This is a genomic window from Halostella pelagica (assembly GCF_004762015.1).
Classification (GTDB): Archaea; Halobacteriota; Halobacteria; order Halobacteriales; family Natronoarchaeaceae; genus Halostella; species Halostella pelagica.
The window spans coordinates 95686-114489 of sequence record NZ_SJES01000008.1 but is presented as its reverse complement, the minus strand read 5'-3'; the positions used below and the strand labels follow the sequence as shown (position 1 = coordinate 114489).

General features: G+C 58.1%; 25 protein-coding genes and 4 pseudogenes. 15 read left to right on the top strand and 14 right to left on the bottom strand.

What is annotated here, in order from left to right; genetic code table 11:
- Positions 1 to 107: 107 nt before the first annotated feature.
- The 4 genes from EYW42_RS19965 to EYW42_RS16650 all read right to left on the bottom strand — a co-directional run bounded on the left by EYW42_RS19965 (position 108) and on the right by EYW42_RS16650 (position 1818).
- Positions 108 to 383, bottom strand: a complete 276-nt coding sequence (locus EYW42_RS19965; RefSeq protein ID WP_202613945.1) for a hypothetical protein — start codon at positions 381 to 383, stop codon at positions 108 to 110.
- Between the two features lie 32 nt (positions 384 to 415).
- Entirely contained in the window at positions 416 to 616 is a 201-nt protein-coding gene (locus EYW42_RS19960) for a hypothetical protein (RefSeq protein WP_202613944.1), read from the bottom strand.
- Between the two features lie 103 nt (positions 617 to 719).
- Entirely contained in the window at positions 720 to 914 is a 195-nt protein-coding gene (locus tag EYW42_RS20600) for a hypothetical protein (protein WP_375137135.1), read from the bottom strand.
- A 286-nt stretch (positions 915 to 1200) separates the two neighbouring features.
- On the bottom strand, positions 1201 to 1818 hold the full coding sequence (locus EYW42_RS16650; RefSeq protein ID WP_135536551.1) for a TetR/AcrR family transcriptional regulator: 618 nt from the start codon (positions 1816 to 1818) through the stop codon (positions 1201 to 1203).
- A 171-nt stretch (positions 1819 to 1989) separates the two neighbouring features.
- Here EYW42_RS16650 and EYW42_RS16645 point away from each other — a divergent pair, with 171 nt between their 5' ends.
- The 4 genes and pseudogenes from EYW42_RS16645 to EYW42_RS20195 all read left to right on the top strand — a co-directional run.
- Positions 1990 to 2589 (top strand): TetR/AcrR family transcriptional regulator, encoded by a 600-nt coding sequence (locus EYW42_RS16645; RefSeq protein ID WP_135536549.1) that lies wholly within the window; start codon positions 1990 to 1992, stop codon positions 2587 to 2589.
- Positions 2589 to 4073: an MATE family efflux transporter gene (locus tag EYW42_RS16640; RefSeq protein ID WP_135536547.1), complete on the top strand. Its 1485-nt coding sequence runs from the start codon at positions 2589 to 2591 to the stop codon at positions 4071 to 4073. Before EYW42_RS16645 ends, EYW42_RS16640 begins: the two co-directional genes overlap by 1 nt.
- Before the next feature lie 156 nt (positions 4074 to 4229).
- A pseudogene (locus EYW42_RS16635) lies at positions 4230 to 4493 on the top strand (MATE family efflux transporter); the annotation flags it as partial.
- A gap of 374 nt (positions 4494 to 4867) precedes the next feature.
- Positions 4868 to 5055 (top strand): annotated as a pseudogene (locus EYW42_RS20195) (hypothetical protein); the annotation flags it as partial.
- Between the two features lie 151 nt (positions 5056 to 5206).
- On the opposite strand, the gene EYW42_RS16625 reads toward EYW42_RS20195, so the two are convergent.
- Positions 5207 to 6094: a hypothetical protein gene (locus EYW42_RS16625; RefSeq protein WP_135536545.1), complete on the bottom strand. Its 888-nt coding sequence runs from the start codon at positions 6092 to 6094 to the stop codon at positions 5207 to 5209.
- A 53-nt stretch (positions 6095 to 6147) separates the two neighbouring features.
- Positions 6148 to 6444 (bottom strand): PadR family transcriptional regulator, encoded by a 297-nt coding sequence (locus EYW42_RS16620; RefSeq protein WP_135536543.1) that lies wholly within the window; start codon positions 6442 to 6444, stop codon positions 6148 to 6150.
- 134 nt (positions 6445 to 6578) lie between these two features.
- Between EYW42_RS16620 and EYW42_RS16615 the strand changes: the two genes are divergently transcribed.
- From EYW42_RS16615 to EYW42_RS16595, 5 genes are all read left to right on the top strand, one after another.
- Entirely contained in the window at positions 6579 to 6746 is a 168-nt protein-coding gene (locus tag EYW42_RS16615; protein WP_135536541.1) for a DUF1931 domain-containing protein, read from the top strand.
- A gap of 72 nt (positions 6747 to 6818) precedes the next feature.
- Complete coding sequence (locus EYW42_RS16610; protein WP_135536539.1) at positions 6819 to 7379, top strand: TATA-box-binding protein; 561 nt, start codon at positions 6819 to 6821, stop codon at positions 7377 to 7379.
- Between the two features lie 82 nt (positions 7380 to 7461).
- Complete coding sequence (gene xseA, locus EYW42_RS16605) at positions 7462 to 8505, top strand: exodeoxyribonuclease VII large subunit (RefSeq protein WP_135536537.1); 1044 nt, start codon at positions 7462 to 7464, stop codon at positions 8503 to 8505.
- A 2-nt stretch (positions 8506 to 8507) separates the two neighbouring features.
- Positions 8508 to 8690 carry an exodeoxyribonuclease VII small subunit gene (locus EYW42_RS16600; protein ID WP_135536535.1) on the top strand — a complete coding sequence of 61 codons (183 nt, stop codon included), beginning with the start codon at positions 8508 to 8510 and terminating at the stop codon, positions 8688 to 8690.
- Entirely contained in the window at positions 8659 to 8907 is a 249-nt protein-coding gene (locus EYW42_RS16595; protein ID WP_237561361.1) for a PIN domain-containing protein, read from the top strand. The genes EYW42_RS16600 and EYW42_RS16595 overlap by 32 nt, the downstream gene beginning before the upstream one ends.
- Positions 8908 to 9043: 136 nt before the next feature.
- On the opposite strand, the gene EYW42_RS16590 is transcribed toward EYW42_RS16595, so the two are convergent.
- From EYW42_RS16590 to EYW42_RS16580, 3 genes are read right to left on the bottom strand one after another with little or no spacing between them, the layout of a single operon-like run.
- Positions 9044 to 9490, bottom strand: coding sequence for a low molecular weight phosphatase family protein (locus tag EYW42_RS16590; RefSeq protein WP_135536533.1), 447 nt, complete (start codon positions 9488 to 9490; stop codon positions 9044 to 9046).
- A gap of 15 nt (positions 9491 to 9505) precedes the next feature.
- Complete coding sequence (gene arsB, locus EYW42_RS16585; protein ID WP_135536531.1) at positions 9506 to 10672, bottom strand: ACR3 family arsenite efflux transporter; 1167 nt, start codon at positions 10670 to 10672, stop codon at positions 9506 to 9508.
- Positions 10665 to 11063: an ArsR/SmtB family transcription factor gene (locus EYW42_RS16580; protein WP_135536529.1), complete on the bottom strand. Its 399-nt coding sequence runs from the start codon at positions 11061 to 11063 to the stop codon at positions 10665 to 10667. The genes arsB and EYW42_RS16580 overlap by 8 nt, the downstream gene beginning before the upstream one ends.
- 143 nt (positions 11064 to 11206) lie before the next feature.
- Here EYW42_RS16580 and EYW42_RS16575 point away from each other — a divergent pair, with 143 nt between their 5' ends.
- Positions 11207 to 11629, top strand: coding sequence for a RidA family protein (locus EYW42_RS16575; protein WP_135536527.1), 423 nt, complete (start codon positions 11207 to 11209; stop codon positions 11627 to 11629).
- A gap of 137 nt (positions 11630 to 11766) precedes the next feature.
- On the opposite strand, the gene EYW42_RS16570 is transcribed toward EYW42_RS16575, so the two are convergent.
- Positions 11767 to 12726, bottom strand: a complete 960-nt coding sequence (locus tag EYW42_RS16570; RefSeq protein ID WP_135536525.1) for a permease — start codon at positions 12724 to 12726, stop codon at positions 11767 to 11769.
- Between the two features lies 1 nt (position 12727).
- Positions 12728 to 13111 carry an ArsR/SmtB family transcription factor gene (locus EYW42_RS16565; RefSeq protein ID WP_135536523.1) on the bottom strand — a complete coding sequence of 128 codons (384 nt, stop codon included), beginning with the start codon at positions 13109 to 13111 and terminating at the stop codon, positions 12728 to 12730.
- 395 nt (positions 13112 to 13506) lie between these two features.
- Between EYW42_RS16565 and EYW42_RS20190 the strand changes: the two genes are divergently transcribed.
- Positions 13507 to 14229 carry a type 1 glutamine amidotransferase domain-containing protein gene (locus EYW42_RS20190; RefSeq protein WP_135536520.1) on the top strand — a complete coding sequence of 241 codons (723 nt, stop codon included), beginning with the start codon at positions 13507 to 13509 and terminating at the stop codon, positions 14227 to 14229.
- A gap of 97 nt (positions 14230 to 14326) precedes the next feature.
- Here EYW42_RS20190 and EYW42_RS16555 read toward each other — a convergent pair whose 3' ends face one another.
- The 3 genes from EYW42_RS16555 to EYW42_RS16545 form a co-directional block, all read right to left on the bottom strand.
- Positions 14327 to 14632: a putative quinol monooxygenase gene (locus tag EYW42_RS16555; RefSeq protein WP_004054295.1), complete on the bottom strand. Its 306-nt coding sequence runs from the start codon at positions 14630 to 14632 to the stop codon at positions 14327 to 14329.
- A 115-nt stretch (positions 14633 to 14747) separates the two neighbouring features.
- Entirely contained in the window at positions 14748 to 15389 is a 642-nt protein-coding gene (locus EYW42_RS16550) for a hypothetical protein (RefSeq protein ID WP_135536519.1), read from the bottom strand.
- Complete coding sequence (locus EYW42_RS16545) at positions 15353 to 16072, bottom strand: transposase family protein (RefSeq protein ID WP_135536517.1); 720 nt, start codon at positions 16070 to 16072, stop codon at positions 15353 to 15355. The genes EYW42_RS16550 and EYW42_RS16545 overlap by 37 nt, the downstream gene beginning before the upstream one ends.
- Before the next feature lie 212 nt (positions 16073 to 16284).
- Here EYW42_RS16545 and EYW42_RS16540 point away from each other — a divergent pair, with 212 nt between their 5' ends.
- The 4 genes and pseudogenes from EYW42_RS16540 (at position 16285) to EYW42_RS16525 (ending at position 18708) form a co-directional block, all read left to right on the top strand.
- Positions 16285 to 16632, top strand: a complete 348-nt coding sequence (locus EYW42_RS16540; protein WP_135536514.1) for a hypothetical protein — start codon at positions 16285 to 16287, stop codon at positions 16630 to 16632.
- 88 nt (positions 16633 to 16720) lie between these two features.
- A pseudogene (locus EYW42_RS16535) lies at positions 16721 to 17646 on the top strand (DUF955 domain-containing protein).
- 252 nt (positions 17647 to 17898) lie between these two features.
- Positions 17899 to 18189: pseudogene (locus EYW42_RS20460) on the top strand (hypothetical protein); the annotation flags it as partial.
- Between the two features lie 192 nt (positions 18190 to 18381).
- Complete coding sequence (locus EYW42_RS16525; RefSeq protein ID WP_135536510.1) at positions 18382 to 18708, top strand: hypothetical protein; 327 nt, start codon at positions 18382 to 18384, stop codon at positions 18706 to 18708.
- The last annotated feature ends 96 nt before the right edge of the window (positions 18709 to 18804 follow it).

The following is an 18804-nucleotide window of genomic DNA, read 5'->3' as shown; positions in this document are numbered from 1 at the left end:
CGGACGGCTGTTTCAGCGGAGAGAGTGTCGATCAAATAGGGTTTCAACAGAGCAAATTCTGCTAGTCAGTCTCACCTTGATGTAAGCACACCACGCGGATGCGTTCGTCATCCTAGAGCGCGCCGTCTCCACACTCCCGCGATCAGGCCCGAAGCGACGACGCCGATGAACGAGAAGGCGAGGACCACGGTCAGGACGTCCAGGTCAGTAAAACTCGTCGTAGCGATGAACAACGCAATTGCCGCGTTTCGAGCGGCGGTCGTGGTCGAAAGCACCTCCCGTGTATCCCGTGTCGGCCCTCCGAAAATATATACAAGTAGTAACGCCGTAGCAACGAGGACGACTGAGATTAGTAAGGTCCCAGTTCCGACGAGGAGAACCATTTCGTCGATGTACACAACGAGCAACAAGACGATCAGAAAAGCGAACACGAGTAATTCGAGAGGCGCTGCATCGGCGAATACAGACGGTTAGTGAGAGACCCAAAGCGGACATCGACTGCGAGCCCAACGGCAAGCGGGGCGAGTTGGACAGCAAACACGAGCCAGGCGATGCCGAGCGCGTCTGCAGCCACGTTGCCGGGCATGAGCAGTGCGACTGTTGTGGGAATCGTCACGACTGAGACGAATCCGAGAACAGCCATGAGACTACCGCAAATGCGATGTCGCTCTCAGAAATTTCGGCGAGCTTTGGACCAAACGGTGCTCCGGAGGCTGCCGCTATGAGTAGAATCCCCCGGCCGTGTATCCGGTTTCCAGAGGAAGAGCGAGGACAAGCAGATATGCGAGCAACGGAACGGCGACAAGGTTGAGAACTAAGGATTTCGCCATGAGTCGCCGCTTCTTGAGAGAGTCCACTAGTTGGTCGATGGTCAACTCCAACCCCATCGAGAGCATCGTCGAGAGGACGAAGATCGTCGTCGCAAAATCTTCTATCCAACCAACTGTGACCTCGACTATCCGTACGTCTTGTACGGCGTACCAACAGAAATATCCACCAATACGTTGGGCGTCTCTTGTACTGGCATTCGGGGCTATCAGAATTGCGCTGCCCGATACAAGCAGTTTCTACGGAGTCCGAAAAATGCTCACGGTGGTCATTCTTCCGGGCGTGATTCGATATCTCCGTGTTGTCCTGACCTCGTTGGAGTTCGGGGTGAGAAGCGTTCGTTGGGCCCTGTGACCGGTGCGACAATCTGTACTAGTTCTGTTTGTTCTCGTCTATCTCGGGTTTGAGGACGGCGTTCACATATTCGTCTGCGGTTTGTCTGGCCGCTGCAAGCGTATCCGTTTCGTCAAGTACGACTGCCCGAGCACGAGCGCCGTCAACGATAGTCATGAGTGCGCGTGCTGTATGTTCGGTGTCGACGTCGTGGAATACATCTTCCTGGATGCCGTGGTCCATCACAGTCTTGAGCATGTACCGGACGTATTCGTCGTTCTGTTGGAATCGCTTTCCGAATGCTTCCTTGTACGGTGCTTGACTCCGCATCTCTAGGACGGCGATCAACAGGTCGTGATGGTCCTCTGGAGCGACGAGTAATTTATCGAGTAAGAGATTCAGTCGCTGCTCGGGATCGGTCGTTTCGACCTCGTGGATCGTATTGACGAACCGTTCGAGGATATAGTCGAGGAATGCGACGAGCAGATCGTCTTTCGTGTCGTAGTGGTAATGAACAGCAGCGGTCGATTTGCCGTACTCGTCAGCGATCCGCTTGATTGTGAGGTCAGCGTAACCGTGTTCTTGAAGTACGCGATAGGTCGCACGCATGATCTCCTCGTTAGAATCCGAAGAAGTCCGTTCCGGCGGTTCAGCCATTGGTCCAATATTAGTCCTGCGTCAGATAACTGTTTTGACCGCCTCATTAGTCCCAGAGGTTCTGAATATCGGCTGTATACTGAATGCAGGCCGTAAATCCGGTGTTCCCTCGTCCGGATCATCCTTCCAAACCCTTTTGACTAACTAGTTAGTAAGTATGTTATCGACCAAATGGCGGACGACCCAGCCACCGAAATCCTGGATGCGACGTATCGTGCCCTCTGTGAGCACGGCTACGCAAACCTCACACTCCAGGATATCGCTACTGAAGCAGACACGAGCAAGGGATCGATCCACTATCACTACGATTCCAAAGACCAGTTGTTCGTTGCCTTCCTCGACGAACTGTACGAGCGGTTCACCGACCGCGTGAACTCACGCGACGGTGACACGCCGCGTGAACAGCTTGAAGCGCTCCTCCAGGTTTTACTCACGACCGACGCCGACTCGTCGCTGAGAGCATTCCGAACCGCGATGCTCGAACTGACAGCACAAGCCCCGTACAATTCGACTCTCCAGGAACGCCTCACCGACTTCGACGAGTTCCTGATCGAACAGTTACGAGAAATACTCGCAGCTGGCGTGGACACCGGCGAATTCGACGATAACATCAATCCAGTCCACGATGCAGAATACCTCGCAACGACGATCACCGGCGCACACACTCGCCACGTCGCCATCAACCACTCCTCTGACCAACTCTACGACACGATGACCAGATACATCGAACGACAGCTGCTCGCCGACGAGCAAGCGGAGGTCGCACAGTAATGGCGCTGTTACGCCGTCTCAGTTCACTCTTCAAAGGCCCCGAAGAATTCGACCTCACGTCGGGCGGCATCGGGAAGCCACTGTTCTTCCTGTCTATGCCTATCGTCGTCACGAACCTCTTCCAGACCGCGTACAACCTCGCCGACACGTTCTGGCTCGGCCAGTACAGTACGGACGCGCTCGCCGCGATCAGCTTCGCGTTCCCGATGGTGTTCTTGCTCATCTCGCTCGGAATGGGGATTTCAGTCGCCGGCAGCGTCCTCGTCGCACAGTTTACCGGCGCGAACGAGGAACGCGAAGCCGAGTACGCCGCCTCCCAAACCGTGACGTACGCCGTCATCGCCTCGATCCTCCTCGGCAGTATCGGGTACTTCGGTGTCGACACGTTCCTTGGCCTGATGGGCGCGTCGCAAGACGTGTTGCCGCTGGCGACGAGTTACATGGAAGTCATTTCGCTCGGGCTCGTGTTCATGTTCGGGTTTGCCGTCTTCGTCGCACTCATGCGCGGATATGGCGACACTATCACCCCGATGCTCGTCATGTTTGGGTCGGTCGTACTCAATATCATCATCGACCCGTTCCTGATCTTCGGGTGGACAGTCGTCGAGAACGCGCCGCTCGTCGGGACTATCGCGTTCCCGGAACTCGGTATTCAGGGCGCGGCCATCGCCACCGTGTTCTCGCGTGCGCTCGCACTGGTCGTCGGCCTGGCGATCATGTTCCGCGGTAACCGAGGCGTCCAGATCCACCTCCGAGATATGGTCCCGGACCTCTCGTATCTCCGCCGGCTCGTTCGCATCGGCCTCCCCGCGTCCATCGAAGGGACTGGCCGAGCGTTGTCGATGAACCTCCTGCTGGTCATCGTTGCGATGTTTCCGGACACAGTCGTCGCCGCGTACGGCATCGGCACGCGTGTCTTCTCAGTTGCCTTCCTCCCCGCCCTCGCCGTCGCCCGCGGTGTCGAAACGATGACCGGCCAGAACATCGGGGCCGACAAACCGGACCGAGCCGCGCAGGCGGCGGGGCTGGCGGCGAAAGTTCTCTTCGGGCTCCTCACGGTCGCGGGAATCGCTGCCTTCCTGTTCCCTGAACCCATCGTCTCGGTGTTCGTCGGTGCAGACCAGGCGAACGCCGGCCAGGTAATTGAGATCGGAGCGGAGTTCATTCGGTACGTCGCACTGACGTTCGGGTTTATGGGCATTATGCGGGCGTACACAGGCAGTTTCCGGGGGGCTGGGAAAACGCTCACTGCGGCGGCGATCTCCGTGCTGACGCTCGGTGTCATTCGCTTCCCGGTCGCGTGGATCACCGCAGGCCCGCTCGGAGAAACGGGTGTCTGGCTGTCGTTCGCGGTCTCGAACATCGCCGGAGCAATCATCGCCTACGCGTGGTACCAGCGCGGCACGTGGCGCAGGAGCGACCTGACCGAATCAAAAGTCGACATCGACGAAACAAGTGTTGAAGCAACAGCAGGTGATGACTGATACCAATGGCTGACTCGGCATCTGTCCACTCCGCACAGATCGAGTGCCACCTTGAGCAGGTGCTCAGTGACGCGGACGAGGCCAATCTACCGTTCGTCCGGGAAGTATTGTACGAATCCCCCGACAGGTGGTACGGACAGCTGATGGTAACAGTGCAGCTTCCGGGGTGCTGGAAAGACGCTCACAGCCGCAGCCATCTCCGTGCTGATGCTCGGTGTCATCCGCTTCCCGATTGCGTGGGTCGCTGCCGGACCGCTCGGAGAACCCGGCATCTGGCTGTCGTTCGCCATCTCGAACGTCGCGGGGGCAATCATCGCCTTCGCATGGTATCGACGCGGGACGTGGCGTGAGACGACTCTCACGGACTCTAGAGTTGACCTCAACAAGGTCACCACTGAGGCCCCAGCAGACGGAGATTGAGGGACGTAACCATCTAGAGACAGTACATCAGTCGAAGATCGACGCATAATTCAATCGCGTTCTCAGCGACGCGGATGACCGCAGGGGTGCGTCTCGTGAGTGAGCCTCCGATGAGGACATTCGGCCGCCGTCGATCACGACGGACAGTGCACGGTCGATTCCCCAGCGACTCTCAGAGGCTGCCGAGATCGACATCGACTATCCGAAACACGACTACCTGGCCTTGTTGAAACCCTCTTACCGTCTTGCGATTGCATATAGACGCGAGTTCCGGCCGCTTTGCTTGTGAACGGTCAGAAGAACGCCTCTCTGGATGTCAGTGTAGAAGGGTTTCAACAGAGCCGACTACCTCTCACCACACGGCTGTCGGCGGGGGAATGGAAGAGGTCCTCGTCAGGGCATTTGGGTACACTGTGGCTGCCCGATATCTCGACAATTCAGAGGAGATGGTCGGGAACAGTATTCGCATATTGAAGCTGGCGAGTTGGTTGATGTCGCTACTGAAGTTCTCGAAGATGTCGATTTGGTAGAAGCTGGATTGACAACAATCAGCCTGTGCTGAAGCATTCAACACTAGGTTTATACCGCTCGGCCGGCTTCTTTCCGATATGAGCCTCGAAGAGACGGTTGACTATCTCGCCGAAGAACTCGACCTTGAGCGAAGTGAACACGTTCGCGAGGTCGGTCACTCGGTCGCTGAGCTTCGCGACTGATCAGAACATTTCTCTGAAGTCCCGTTCGACGAGTCCGTCTTCCAGATACGTGATGAACTCTTGTTTCGTTGGTCCTTGACGGTCGAGTAGATCGTCCCGTTCTGCTCGTTCGAGAACTGCCTGTCCGAAGTCCGTACAGTGGGATTCATGTTGCTCAGCGTATTCTGAGAGGGCTTCTCGCCAGTGCATATCCAGCTCGAATTCGGCTAATCGGATTTGGATCCCGTCTTTCCGTTCAACGACGTCGACGTCCAAGTCTTCGAGTTGCTTGAAACGGAGGTTATTCCGGCGGACCGTGATGAGCCGCTTGGAATCGACGATGTAGGGATTGACCCACTCTCGCCAGGTATCGTCGTCGACGTGTGTTCGTGGCATCTCAAAATCCGGGTCCACACTCTCAATACAGAACTGCAGCATCGCGATGCCAGTTCGATGATTCGCATTCGGGAGGGAATGTCGAAGGATCAAATTCGACATCACCTCTCCAGCGACGGTCGGAAGTGGGGCTCCCCAGGACACGTGATCGAGTGCCTGTTGGATTTTTTGCGGTTCGAACTCCTTGTAGAGCCGAAACTCATCCTCATCTCGAACATCGACAGCTGCCTCGAGCAATTCCACTAATCGGAATGCGACAACTTGCCCAGCACGAGGAAGGTCACGAATACGGTCGCTCAACCATTCCTGGTCGAAGTCGATGTCATAGGCTGATTCGATCTCTGAATCGCCTTCGTAGAGCACATAGACCGGTGTTTCGAAGGGGTACCCGATGAGCTTTGTCGACTCGTCGGATTGCTCCCGCTGAGACCGGATTTCCGCTACCGATGCCGAGCTATATTTGAGTGAGAAATTCTCGGCCTGTGGGTGGTGATAGAAGACGAGCCGAGCCATCTTACTGGGTATTCGTGGGAAGCGGGTAAAGCAGTCCCGCTTTTATAGTGATTCTACGACGTAGTTGGTGCGTTCACGTCCTCTAAATACTGGCTTTCCCACTCACGTCGCGCCTCGATCTCCCGCACTCCGCGTTGCGTGACCGTGTACACGTTCGTCCGCTTGTCGAGTTCACCTTTCTTCAGGAGGCCTTTGTCAACGAGGTCGTCGAGGTTTGGATAGAGCCGCCCATGATTGATTTCCTGTTCGTAATAGTCGTCGAGTTCGTCCTTGATTGCGAGGCCATGTGGTTCCTCGAGCCCGGTGGTTACGTACAAGATATCCCGCTGGAACCCAGTTAGATCGTGCATCTGCCTGTTCCCTATTTTTGAGGGGTGGCATATGTTCTCTCTGGTACTCAGAGGCGGATTCGGCGTGACTGGGCAAGAACTCCGCGTGGGAACTTCGAACCTTTATATGGTGGACAAGAGAAGTCCGCGATGGAATGTCTGACCTAATCGTCAAAGCAGCCGTGAAGGACGCACTCTCGGACCAGAACGTCTCGGCAGATTTCTACGATGCCCTCGACGAAGAGGTCGCCGAACTGCTCGACGACGCCGCAAAGCGTGCTGAGGCCAACGACCGGAAGACGGTCCAGCCCCGCGACCTCTAATTCGGAAGGTACCACACCGACGCTCGAAGTCACTCCCCCGTTTTAAGGAGGTTGTGACTGGAAGGTACTCCTATGAGCGTCACAGCCGAATCAATTCAAGTCGAGAATGTGGTCGCGTCGTCCGATATCGGTCAAGAACTCGATCTGGAAACGCTTTCTGAGGATTTAGGAGCCACCGACTACGATCCCGATAACTTCCCTGGAGTCGTGTATCGGATGCATGATCCCAAAGCCGCAGCGCTCATTTTCCGCTCGGGGAAAGTCGTCTGCACGGGTGCAAAAAGCGTCGACGATGTGACGACTGCGTTGGAATACGTCTTCGGCGAGCTCCGTGAATTGGGTGTCGATGTCGCTACCTCCCCAGATATCGAAATCCAGAATATTGTCTCAAGTGGGGACCTCGACCACACACTCAATTTGAATGCGATTGCGATCGGCCTAGGTCTCGAACATATCGAATACGAACCAGAGCAGTTCCCGGGGCTCGTCTACCGACTTGACGACCCGGATGTCGTCGCACTCCTCTTCGGCAGTGGAAAGCTCGTCATCACGGGCGGAAAACAGCTTGACGATGCTGAACAAGCGCTTATAGTGATCGAAAACCGGCTCACTGACCTCGGGTTACTGGAGTAATTCAACACAGAACAGTTGTCAGGGTACACTGGCACTGGGGGGCACATTTTTGAATCTTCTCTCCCCGTCTTAAGTTAGTGCGATGGCTGATGCCGAACGGGAGGTAGATGATGTCCTGTCCGGGAATGTTCTTTCAGTCCAAGAGCTGAACGACCGAATTGCATCGGTCGTCCAGGACACACCTGCCCTCAACGGCGTCCGCTGTATTGGCGAGGTCACGGATCTCCATCAGAACAGTACCGCGCTCTATTTCACCCTGACTGACGGCGACGCCGAGCTTCCCTGTATGCTCTGGGCGAACCGCTATCAGAAGATGGACGCTGACCTCGAGGACGGGACCGAGGTCATCCTCGAGGGCGATATCGACTACTGGACAGAGGGCGGGAAAATCGACCTCAAGCCGTGGGAAGTGATCGTCGTCGGCGACGGCGACCAAGCAGCTGCTGTCGAGCGGTTGCGCAGCGAACTAGAAGAGCGTGGCTGGTTCGACGACGAGCAGAAACAGCGCCCGCCGGCGTTTCCAGAGCGGGTTGGGGTCGTAACCTCCCTCCGTGGCGATGCCCGCTATGACATCCAGAACGCGATCCACGAACAGGACCCTACCGTCGACATCCTGGTGAAGGACGCCACCGTCCAAGGGTCGGAGGCGCCCACATCCATCGCGAACGGCATCCACCATCTGGACCGCTCCGAGGAGGTCGACTCGATCATCGTCGGCCGTGGCGGCGGGAGTGATTCGAACCTCCAGGCGTTCAACACCGAGCGGGTCGCGGAAGCGATCTTTACCGCGAACACCCCGATCGTCACGGCGATCGGGCATACTGACGACCGGTTAATCGCCGATCAGATCGCGGATGTAGCGACGATCACGCCGACGGCCGCTGGCGAGTATATCGTGAATTCCCGCGAGGAGTTCTTCGCGGGCGAGGTCAAGCCACTGGCACAGCAACTCGACGCCGCGTACGAAACCTTCCAGCAAGAGCATAAACATGAACGGGAGCTTGCCGAAGCAGTCGACGAGGCGGCCGCACCCGAGGGCCTCCCGCCGGTCTACTACAAGGCCGCAATCGCTGTGCTGCTGTTGCTGTTGTTGGCCATCACTGGGCTTTGGTTGGGGGTGATCTAAGCGTGGCAAACGACCAAGAGATCCACGACCGGCTGGCCCGTGTCAAAGAAATCATTGAGCAGCTCGATGCGGACGAGTGTGACCTCGATGAAGGGACAAGGCTCCACGGGGAAGGTCAGGAACGCTTGGCCGAGGTGCGGCAAATTCTCGACAATGGGCGTGGAGAGGTCGTGGAACTCGAGTAGAGCGCCAATCCGGTATTACGCGGAGTTCGTCGACCCAGACGAGGATATCACAGCGGTTGACGATGACCCCGATGATGACAAATTCCTCGAGGCCGCCGTAGCGGGTCACGTGGACTATCTCGTCTCTGGCGATCGGCATCTGCTCGATCTCGACTCCTTCCAAGGGATCGACATTGTCGACCCGAGAACGTTCTACGAACGACTCACCGCCCAATAGTCAGCGTGTACTGCTGTCGGAGACCTACGCCGCCGGAGAGCAATCGCGTAATCCACGTGCTCTGATACAGCGGGGGTGAAATACTGGTGTTGACCACTCTATAGCCGAACCGACCGAAAATCGGCATATTACCGTCTTATGTAGCGTCGCTGAATTCGTCAAACAGTGCGATTACCCGCTGTTCGATCTCATCGCGAATCTCGCGCACTCGCTCCATATCTTCTCCATCGGGATCGTCGAGCGCCCAATCGCGCACGTCGACGTCACTTCCGACCTCTCCAACATCAAGGGTCGAGCACCCCATCGTCGCGACGTACTCACACGATTGGAGTTCCTCGATCGTGATTTCGCGCGGCGTTCGATCGGAGAGGTCGAACCCTGCCTCGTCCATCACATCGATTACTTCCTCGTGGACGTGGTCGGCCGGATGCGTCCCGCCGGTGAGGATTTCGACGCGGTCGTCGAGACCACGGCGGTCGCGTTCGCGCTCTGCGAACGCCGTGGACATCTGGGAGCGACCAGCGTTTTGAACGCACATGAAGGCGATACGAATCGGTTCAGCCGAATCAGTATTCGTGGACATTGGCGTGTGTGGTCATTAGTCGTCGTTCGTGGTCGGTTCAGGAGCGGATGGGCCGGAACTTCCAGTCCCGGAGTCAGCCCAGTCGAATTTCCGCTGGAAGTAGAGCGCGACGTTGACCAGCGCGAGTAACACCGGCACCTCGATGAGCGGACCGATGACGGTCGCGAAGGCAACACCGGAGCCGACGCCGAACACTGCCACCGCGACCGCGATCGCCAGCTCGAAATTGTTCGAGGCAGCCGTGAAGCCAATCGCTGTCGTCGTCGAGTAGTCCGCACCGATGCCCCGGCCCATGCCGAAGCTCACGAAGAACATCACCACGAAGTAGATCGTCAGCGGCACCGCAATCAACAGGACGTCCGCGGGCGCAGCGATGATGTTCTCGCCCTGCGTGGCGAACATCACGATGATGGTGAACAGCAGCGCGACAAGCGTCAGGGGGTCGATCTTCGGTACGAACACCTCGTCGTACCACTCCTCGCCCTTGGTCCGTGTCCCGACATAGCGGGTGAGAAAGCCTGCGGCGAAGGGAATCCCGAGGAAGACGACGATTGCCTCGAACACTTGCATCGGCGTGATGTCGAAAGTGGTAATCCCGGCGACGAGTGTCTCCATGCCCAGTAGTGGGGGCAGGAACAGCGCGAAGAACCAGACGTACACCCCATAGGTGATGATCTGGAACAGGCTGTTGAACGCGACCAACCCGGTTACGTATTCGGTCGAACCCTCGGCGAGTTCGTTCCAGACGAGCACCATCGCGATACATCGAGCCATCCCGATGAAGATGAGTCCAAGGAAGAATTCGGGGCGAGCCGGCAGGCCGGGAACGAGCCCGCTGAAGAAGACGACTGCGAGCGTGAACATCAGCGTCGGGCCGATGAGCCAGTTCTGGATGAGACTCAGCCCGAGCACCCGCCAATTGCTGAATACGGTCGTGAGCTGTGAGTAGTCCGCCTTCGCCAGCGGTGGGTACATCATCACAACGAGGCCGATTCCCACGAGGTGGAGATTCTGAATCGGTTGGGTTACCGACGGCGCGACATAGCCGAGTCCGACGCCAATGGCCATCGCGCCGAAGATCCAGACGGTGAGGTACTTGTCGAGGAAGTCCATCGACCGCGGGTCGCCACAGCTCTCACAGTCGCAGTTCGGTCCGTGCTCGTGGGCGTCGACGTTACTCATCGCTCACGCTCCCTTCGAGGACGGTGACGAGGGCGACTGCGCGGTTGGTCGCCCGGTACTTCTTCCAGCGGCCATCCTTCCGCCCGTCGACGAGGCCCGCGTCGACCAGCGCCGAGAGAGCATGGCTGAGCCCGCTCTCACTCACGTCGACGACCGCGTGCAACTCACAGACACAGAGTTCCTCCTGGGCCGCGACGAGAACACGGACGAGCGTATAGCGGGTCTCGTTGGCGAGTGCCGAGAGGACATCGAGTTCGGCGTTTACCTGCGCTGCCCCAAGTGCTACTTCGAGCGTGCCGAGTTCGTCGAGCCGACGTTCGACGTCCTCGCTGCGACACTCCCCGAGTTCGTCGTCGAGATAGCGTCGTAATCGATCTGTGGCTTGTGCCATTAGCACCTAGTTGAGAGACGACTCAATTAGTGGTTTCGATTACGAGCGAGCAGACCCGAACGAAGAGCGCCAGATAACCATATTTGGGCGTTTGATTGAACACCGGTCGAACTAAGTTAGTTGAACAACGAGACAACTAACACATGGCGAGCGAATCAACCACCCGGACCCGTGTCGTCTCGCGTGCAAGTGGCACCACTCGCAAACAACGCGACGGAACCGATTTTACGGGCGCATTCGGCCAGCGAACCGGTGATTCGGATCTCCTCTTCGTCGAGGGGCAGCTCCCGGAACGGGATGGAACGGTGGCAGGCGATGACTCTGCGTCGAGGCAGCTGGAACTTTGCCTGGAGAACCTCGAATCCGTCCTCGCCCAGCATGGGCGGACCGTTGAGAACGTCCTTCAGGTTACGCTCTACCTCGCGGATATGGACGCGTACGAGCAGGTGAACGAGACGTACGAGCAGTACTTCGAGGAGACGTATCCCGCGCGGACAACGGTCGGCGTCTGTGAACTCCTGGGCGGTGCCGCAGTCACCGTTGACGCAGTCGTCGCCGTCGAATAACGACAACAGACGGCTGCGAATACCATACGAGACTGTTTCTACCAATGAAGAGTGTCGTCAGGGTAACGATATCGACGACGTCACGGTGTTGTTCGAGGGCGAAAGAACGCCTGAGTACTGCATTTGAAAGCGGGGATTCAGACGATGAAGACGTTGAATACGACACCAACGACGATCCCAATCGTGACGACGGTACCAGCGTAGACGAACAACAGCCGGCGCTCGAAGAGCTTATTCAGCAGAATCAGGTTCGGGATGCTCACGCCCGCGCCACCGACGACGAACGCGAGGACGGTCCCAATAGCAATCCCCTGTTCGCTCAGGGACGCCGCAATGGGAAGCATCCCGCTGAGGCTGATATAGACCGGTGCACCGGCCACCGCCGCCAGCGGCACGGCCAGCGGATTCTCCGAACCAAGGACGGTGTGGAGAACGTCGACGGGAACGACACCGTGAATCAGTGCCCCGAGCGTCATCCCGAGAATCAGGTACGGGAGCGTATCGACGAAGAACAACCACGCTTCACGTGCGGCCGTCTCGACGTGCTGTCTGTGCGTCTGGTTCGCCGTAACTGGACTACCTGCACAGCAGTCAGCCGTCCCACCGTCCGTTGCGACGGCCTGATTCGTCTCTTCGACGACACGGACATCTTTGACGTGCTCGGCCAATCCGAGTCGTCCGATGACGATGCCACCGATGACAGCGGCAACGAACGTGATGAGGACGTAGTAGATAGTGACTTCAATTCCGAAGAGGCCGATAAGCAGGAGAATAGCGATTTCGTTGACGAGCGGCGATGCGAGCAGGAACGAAAACGCCAGCCCGAGCGGTGCCCCTGCCTGCAGTAATCCGGCGAGGACGGGAACCGTCGAACACGAGCAGAACGGCGTGACAGCTCCTAATCCAGCGGCAGCGACGTTGCCGGTTCCCTCATCGTGGCCGCGGAGCTTGCGCTCGACTTTCTCCGGTGGGAGGTACTCTTGGGCGAGGCCCACGAGGAACGATGCCCCGATGAATAGCGGGACGAGAATGACGGCGAGGTGGAGGAAGTAGTCCCAGGAATCGAGCAGCGCCTCGCCAAGACCTGGTGGAAGCATCTCAGGCGTCCTCCTGGATTGCGTGGGCGAGGTCGAGTAGTTCGAAGACCGCGGTATCGGCGATACGGTAGTAGCTCCACTTCCCCTTCTTCCGCGATTTCACCAGGCCTGCCTCTTTCAACTTCCGGAGATGCGTGGCGACCGTTGATTGCGGGGCATCGAGGACGACCTGTAATTCACAGCCACAGCACTCCGAGTCGCGCAGCGCCTCGAGAACGCGGAGCCGATCTTCATTGCCGAGGGCCTTGAAGACAGCCTCCTGACCGGCGACATCGTGGTCAGATGGCCGAACATCCTGCAAGGCGGCAATCCGGGCTGCTGGATCATCGTACAGCCGTTCAAGTGCATCCTGGGCATCCTCCGGCGGTGACTCTGTTTCAGACATATTGGAATTGTACGGTTTGGTTTATTCGCAGCAGGGTTCCGACTCGGACGCTGCGGAGTCAGATTGGGCTTCTTCGATAGTGGGCCCGCAGCAATCCGCCTCATCATCCTGATCGTACCGGTCAACGAGCCGATTCCAGATGCGACCGAGGGTACTCTGAGCCATCGTCATCATATTGTATTTCCTCGATTCGTCTTAAAGATTGGGACTCACTCCCCGAGCGGGGGTCCGACGAACACGCAAGTCTGTCGTGACGGTCGAAAGGGTGTTGGTTGAATTAACCAACAAGAGACCGTTTCACTACTAGCGTTGGTTAACACTAGGTGCGACTGGTGGTTTTTGAGCGCCCGAGAGGGGCGCGGGCGCGACCGAACGTGCCCCCAGAGGTGACCAGAATGGACGATGTAGACCAGACGACAGCGTATCGGCTGACGATCACCGTTAACGGCGTCGATGAGGAAATGCGCCATGCACTCCTGGACGATCTTCGCGTAGCAGTCCGTGACCGACTCGGGGAGCGCCACGGCGTCGAAGTGGACCAGGACGACATCACCGTCGCGACGGGCTATCGGTATGTACAGGTTCCGGCAGAGTGTCCGCTCTGCAGCGAGCGTCTCGATCTCCTGAGTGTCCATCTGAACAACGAGAACGGCGCGTACGCAAGCGCGATGTGTTCCAGCGACCACTGCGAGTGGAGCGGCGACGCCGTCTATCGCATCATCGACCTCGACCCAGGTGACACGTTCGAGGTGGAGAAAACCTTCCCCGAGGTCTCCCCCGACGATTACGATGCGCTCGTCGTTCCGGGTGGCTCCGTCGGAGCGGACCAACTCCGCGCGGACGGCGACGCAGTGGATTTCGTCAGGGAGTTCATCGAGGCAGAAAAGCCCGCAGGAGTCATCTGCCACGGCCCGTGGACGCTGGTCGAGGCCGACGTGGTCGAGGGTCGGACGCTGACTTCCTTCCCCAGTTTACAGACCGACATCCGCAACGCGGGCGGCGAGTGGGTCAACGAGGAAGTCGTCGTCGACGAGGGACTGGTGACCAGCCGCAAGCCCGACGACATCCCCGCCTTCTGTGATAAAATCATCGAGGAGTTCGAGGAAGGTCGCCACTAACGGCGCGGTAGCGCGAAAGGGTCCATCGCCACGTCCGGCGTTCGTGAACGAGATGTGAGATTCGTCTTTGCTGCTTCTGTCTGTCCAATTTCAGATGTTAGGGGAGTTTGGCCTCCAGTACGTCGACTTCTTCTATCTCCGGCGGTTCTGCGAACAGCTCGTCCGCGTTTTCCTCCAAGGCAGCAGCGATTTCGCCCGAGAGATGCGCTTCCCGACCGGATTCATCCGGAAAGGTGTCGAAGATGCCGAACGTCGAATCGTCCATGCGGAGCGCGAACCACGTGGTGGTGTCCGGTTCTTCCTCGGCCATCGGCAGTGCCGAACGGAGGAATTCCTCGACATCGGATTCTTTGCCGGACTGTGCTTGGAGTCGAACGAGGAGGGCGACGTTTGCGTCGGTCATACCCAGTCCGTAGGTATGTGCGCAACTCACATAACTATTTATGCTAGACGCTCAGGTGCTGAGGAGTACTCGGGTGAAACGCAGAGCCTTACCCGCTGCTTCCTCCTTCCGATTCTTACGCCGCCTGAGTTACGTGATCTTCTTTCCGGGGCGGTAGCGGCTGTGTCGAGGACTCACCCAACACCTGCTCAAAGCTAAATGAGCCGTGGCGGTGAGCGAAGCTCTCCGCCGGCTCGCCGTTTGTGAACGTCGACATCGATTCACGCAGCGCCAACAACGATGTACGCGCGCGTGCCGCATGGCACCGCGCGTACGGGACTCCAAGGCCGTATTTCAGCCGCCAGTTCCCCCCTTCGATTGCATTCGTACTCACTGGCCCATTGAACTCTTCTTCGTCCTCGTCCCAGAACGATGGGTGCTCCTCACGGAGTGTCGCCACTATCTCCTCGTACGCAGTCTCGTACTCGTCTTCGAGATACTCCCGCAACTCCTCTAACTCGCCCGCCTCGTGCAGTTCGGACACGCGCTCGTCGCTGCGAGCGCGTGTCCGGAGCTTGTGGACGAGACACTTCACCCGATCCGGCAAGATGTCGTTGTAGCAGTCGTTGTCGTCGGTGAGCCAATAATCCACACCCAAGAGCGGGAAGACGAGCGCGAGCGCCAGCGCTCGCGCGAAGGCGGTGTTCCGACACTGGAGTCCGGCGAAACAACCCAGCTGAGTCAGATAGGAACATCCGACAGTGAACCTTCCGGCCACTTCTTCGGGTTTTCTCCCTCCTGTTTCCGGCGCATATTTTCCTCGTAGAGGTCTTTCTTTGCGCCCTTCTTCGCCGGATAGGTCTCGTCGGCGACCCCGACGAGACCGTCGATGTCCTCGGCAGCGAGTTCGTCGGCGAACTCGGTTTTGAGTTCGTCAACGGTGCTGACACCGAACAACAGCGAGAGGAAGTTCATCGAGAGGATGCAGCCGGCAATCGTGACGCTGTGCTGCTCGGCGACTTCGTCGCCGAACAGCTCGGCATAGCGTTGGATCGTATCGCGGTCAACCTGGAGACCGTACTGATTCTGAAGAATCCGTTCGCACGCGTGGAACGGATTCTTCGCCGCATGGAACAGGCAGAGATCAACGACTGGTTTGGCGTATTCACAGTCCTCGTAGAACAGCTCCCCGATATCGCCATCGTAGGAATGTCTGCACTCGGAGCACTGATACCGCTGAATCTCGACAGTGATCTCGTCGAAGCCATCCTCGGTGATGAGGATGGCGAAGAGCCGATCCGTTCGGTAGCCGTTCTTCCAGACCGTGGTTTCACCGCACTTCGGACAGGGCCGCGGGTCTCCGACCCGCTGGCCCTGAAACCCGCGAAACCAACTCTGAAACGCATGAATTAGACCGAGTGGTACGAGGCTGTTCAGCGTCTTTTCTTCGGTTTCGTGCATGAGTAGTGGCCAGTAAGAGAGGGTGGTATTTCACTCCCGTTGCAGACACCACCCCAAGAGGGGCACGAGCGTATTCTATGACAGGGTGCGACGGAGTCACTCCGTAACCCTGAGCGGATTCTTCCTGCCGGTGTGACGCCGTCGTCCAGTTTTTCGAGCCCCCGAAGAGGGCGAAGGCTCGATAACGAGTCTTCAGACTGAGGTGAATTCCCGTGAGTCAACAACAACGTGTGAACGACGTCTCGATCGATGCGATTCCAGTCGATATCACGAACACACAATCCGGCGAGGTCGAGCCCGCCGAAGTTCCCGAGGAGATCCGGTCAATCACTCGTGGACTCGCAAGTGAGCAGCCGCCGACGAACCCGCTCGTCGTCTTGAAAGCGGCTCGCTGGTGGTACATCCACGGGAAGGGCGGGACTGATCCCGTCTTCCAGTGGGCCATCGAGTGGGCGCGACACCTCGCGACCGACACGCCCAGCGACGTGGAGCAGTTCGATGAGTTCCTCGAGTACCTCGTGGCGGTCGGCTTCGCTGACGAGAAAGCAGTCCTGCGGTGACCGCCGCCGCGAGTTTTTTGTGCGCCCCCAAGGGGTGCGGCGCGTCCTGAACTGACGCAATCGCCGTGAACTCGATTCGGTGAATATTATGGCTACGACCAGTGACTCGTCGGTCTCGTTCGAGGAGACCGACACCCGACACGACGAGATGCACAGTACCATCGAAGACTGGATCGACGACCTCGTCGACCACGTCGACGATGCGCAGGCCAGTGAGGAGTTCCAAGAGTGGCTCGACGTCCAGAGTCGCTTCCACGACTATTCCCATCGGAACACGCTCCTAATCAACCTCCAGTGTCCCGACGCGACGAAGGTCGCGGGCTACAACACGTGGCGAAATGAGTTCGACCGGCACGTCCAGGAAGGCGAGTCAGCCATCTGGATTTGGGCCCCGATCATCACCAAGCAGTGTCCCAAGTGCGAGAACTCGCCTAGCTACCACGAGCAAAGTGACTGTGAGTACGACGAGACATCGCCTGACGAGTGGTCGAAAGGGCTTGTCGGCTTCAAACCGACAGGTGTCTTCGACATTGCCCAGACCGAAGGTGAGCCGCTTCCTGGGCTGGAGACTGAGGCGACTGGCGACGCCGACGACCTGGTGCCCGCACTCGAGGATGCAGCCGCTGATATCGGCGTTACGGTCCGTATCGTCGACGCTGACGACTGGGGCATGGCGACGCCAAGGGCGTCTGCAAATACCGGAGTCAGCGTGATCTCCAACCAGTCGTCGAGGCGAAAGCCCGCTCGAATCAGGCCGACCTCGCCGTGACACTCATCCACGAGTTCGCTCACGCCCTACTCCACGTCGATGTCACCGACGAGTCCGAGCGATCGAAACGCGAGGTTGAGGCCGAGGCAGTCGCCTACATCGTCGGGCGGTATTTCGAGCTGGATACGAGCGGGTCCGCGTTCTACCTGGCCGCGTGGCAGAACGACGACGCAGACGCGATTCAAGAGCGGCTTGGTCGAATCGGGTCGACTGCTGAGGAGCTCATCGAAACCGTCGACGAATAACGAGTCTGTGCCTCTCCGGCAGACGAAGTAATAGAGGTTTCTGCAGCAGTGCGTTTCGGGGGTTGTTTTTTCCGCCGACGAAGGGTGGCGGCGTGACTGCACTCGTCACGTCGGACAGACCCAGACTAATCCATGTGTGGACGAAACGAGATACGCGAGACTGAAGCGACGGATCGAGACGAACACCAAAGAGATGGATTCGCCGCCGATGGCGGCGTTGTCGCTACCGCTTCCACGACCACGATTCCCGGAGGAGATGTGCAGCAGCCGTCGGTTGGCGATGAAGAACACCAAGAGGATAGCGAACCCCGTACCGAGCGTGCTCGAACGGAGGAGATGGACGTCTCATTGCTTAGGAAAGGTGGTGTGTATGAGGTGCAGTCGGCGTCGGGGAGCACCTACGAGGTCGACGTCGCGAGCAAGACGTGTACGTGTCCAGATTTCACGAAGCGCCAGCCGAGCGGTGGCTGTAAGCATCTGCGGCGGGTTGACATCGAAATTCGGAGCGGGAGCGTCCCCCGTCCCGATGGACGGCTTCCTGCGACAGTAGACGTGACGGAGCAGCTTTCAGAGCGGATTCTCGAACTTGAGCAGGAAATCGACGAACGAGAAGCCCGGCGGAGGGAACTCGAAGCAATAGTAGCGGTCCTCGAAGAGCTCTCGATTCGATAAATAGCCGAATTAACCAACAGCACTAAGATTCCAGTGCCAATGTTGGTTAACACGCCGTGACCCATGTCTTACTCGCCACCATCCCCACCGCAAGAAATCCCCGACGACGTCGTGGAGATGCTCAATGAGCAATCACCAGAGGTGCTCCAGCATATCGCCCAGTACGCCGAGGAACTCGCCGAACATCGCGAACGCGAAGCCCGACTAGCCGAGCAAGATGATGAGGAAGACCAGATCGAGGAGCGACCGGAGGATCTTCCGGACGACGTCCCCTCGAAGGCTACAATCACGATCAAGGAGATCAACGACAACCGCTACTACTACTGGCAGTGGCGGGAAGGCGAGAAGGTGCGCTCGCAGTACAAAGGACCGGTCAGTCCAGACGATTAGCTAATCTGGTTCTCTCGCGAACAACCCCCTGATTCGAAGTGAGCTTGGTCATCTACCAGAAGATTTGACACCCCTGATTCGGAATGAGCTTCAGCA

Excerpts from the sequence above, each read along its gene's own strand:
- EYW42_RS19965 (WP_202613945.1), bottom strand. The coding sequence starts at position 383 with ATGGTTCTCCTCGTCGGAACTGGGACCTTACTAATCTCAGTCGTCCTC.
- EYW42_RS16650 (WP_135536551.1), bottom strand. The coding sequence starts at position 1,818 with ATGGCTGAACCGCCGGAACGGACTTCTTCGGATTCTAACGAGGAGATC.
- EYW42_RS16645 (WP_135536549.1), top strand. The coding sequence starts at position 1,990 with ATGGCGGACGACCCAGCCACCGAAATCCTGGATGCGACGTATCGTGCC.
- EYW42_RS16640 (WP_135536547.1), top strand. The coding sequence starts at position 2,589 with ATGGCGCTGTTACGCCGTCTCAGTTCACTCTTCAAAGGCCCCGAAGAA.
- EYW42_RS16625 (WP_135536545.1), bottom strand. The coding sequence starts at position 6,094 with ATGGCTCGGCTCGTCTTCTATCACCACCCACAGGCCGAGAATTTCTCA.
- EYW42_RS16620 (WP_135536543.1), bottom strand. The coding sequence starts at position 6,444 with ATGCACGATCTAACTGGGTTCCAGCGGGATATCTTGTACGTAACCACC.
- EYW42_RS16615 (WP_135536541.1), top strand. The coding sequence starts at position 6,579 with ATGTCTGACCTAATCGTCAAAGCAGCCGTGAAGGACGCACTCTCGGAC.
- EYW42_RS16610 (WP_135536539.1), top strand. The coding sequence starts at position 6,819 with ATGAGCGTCACAGCCGAATCAATTCAAGTCGAGAATGTGGTCGCGTCG.
- xseA (WP_135536537.1), top strand. The coding sequence starts at position 7,462 with ATGGCTGATGCCGAACGGGAGGTAGATGATGTCCTGTCCGGGAATGTT.
- EYW42_RS16595 (WP_237561361.1), top strand. The coding sequence starts at position 8,659 with ATGGGCGTGGAGAGGTCGTGGAACTCGAGTAGAGCGCCAATCCGGTAT.
- EYW42_RS16590 (WP_135536533.1), bottom strand. The coding sequence starts at position 9,490 with ATGTCCACGAATACTGATTCGGCTGAACCGATTCGTATCGCCTTCATG.
- arsB (WP_135536531.1), bottom strand. The coding sequence starts at position 10,672 with ATGAGTAACGTCGACGCCCACGAGCACGGACCGAACTGCGACTGTGAG.
- EYW42_RS16580 (WP_135536529.1), bottom strand. The coding sequence starts at position 11,063 with ATGGCACAAGCCACAGATCGATTACGACGCTATCTCGACGACGAACTC.
- EYW42_RS16575 (WP_135536527.1), top strand. The coding sequence starts at position 11,207 with ATGGCGAGCGAATCAACCACCCGGACCCGTGTCGTCTCGCGTGCAAGT.
- EYW42_RS16570 (WP_135536525.1), bottom strand. The coding sequence starts at position 12,726 with ATGCTTCCACCAGGTCTTGGCGAGGCGCTGCTCGATTCCTGGGACTAC.
- EYW42_RS16565 (WP_135536523.1), bottom strand. The coding sequence starts at position 13,111 with ATGTCTGAAACAGAGTCACCGCCGGAGGATGCCCAGGATGCACTTGAA.
- EYW42_RS20190 (WP_135536520.1), top strand. The coding sequence starts at position 13,507 with ATGGACGATGTAGACCAGACGACAGCGTATCGGCTGACGATCACCGTT.
- EYW42_RS16555 (WP_004054295.1), bottom strand. The coding sequence starts at position 14,632 with ATGACCGACGCAAACGTCGCCCTCCTCGTTCGACTCCAAGCACAGTCC.
- EYW42_RS16545 (WP_135536517.1), bottom strand. The coding sequence starts at position 16,072 with ATGCACGAAACCGAAGAAAAGACGCTGAACAGCCTCGTACCACTCGGT.
- EYW42_RS16525 (WP_135536510.1), top strand. The coding sequence starts at position 18,382 with ATGTCTTACTCGCCACCATCCCCACCGCAAGAAATCCCCGACGACGTC.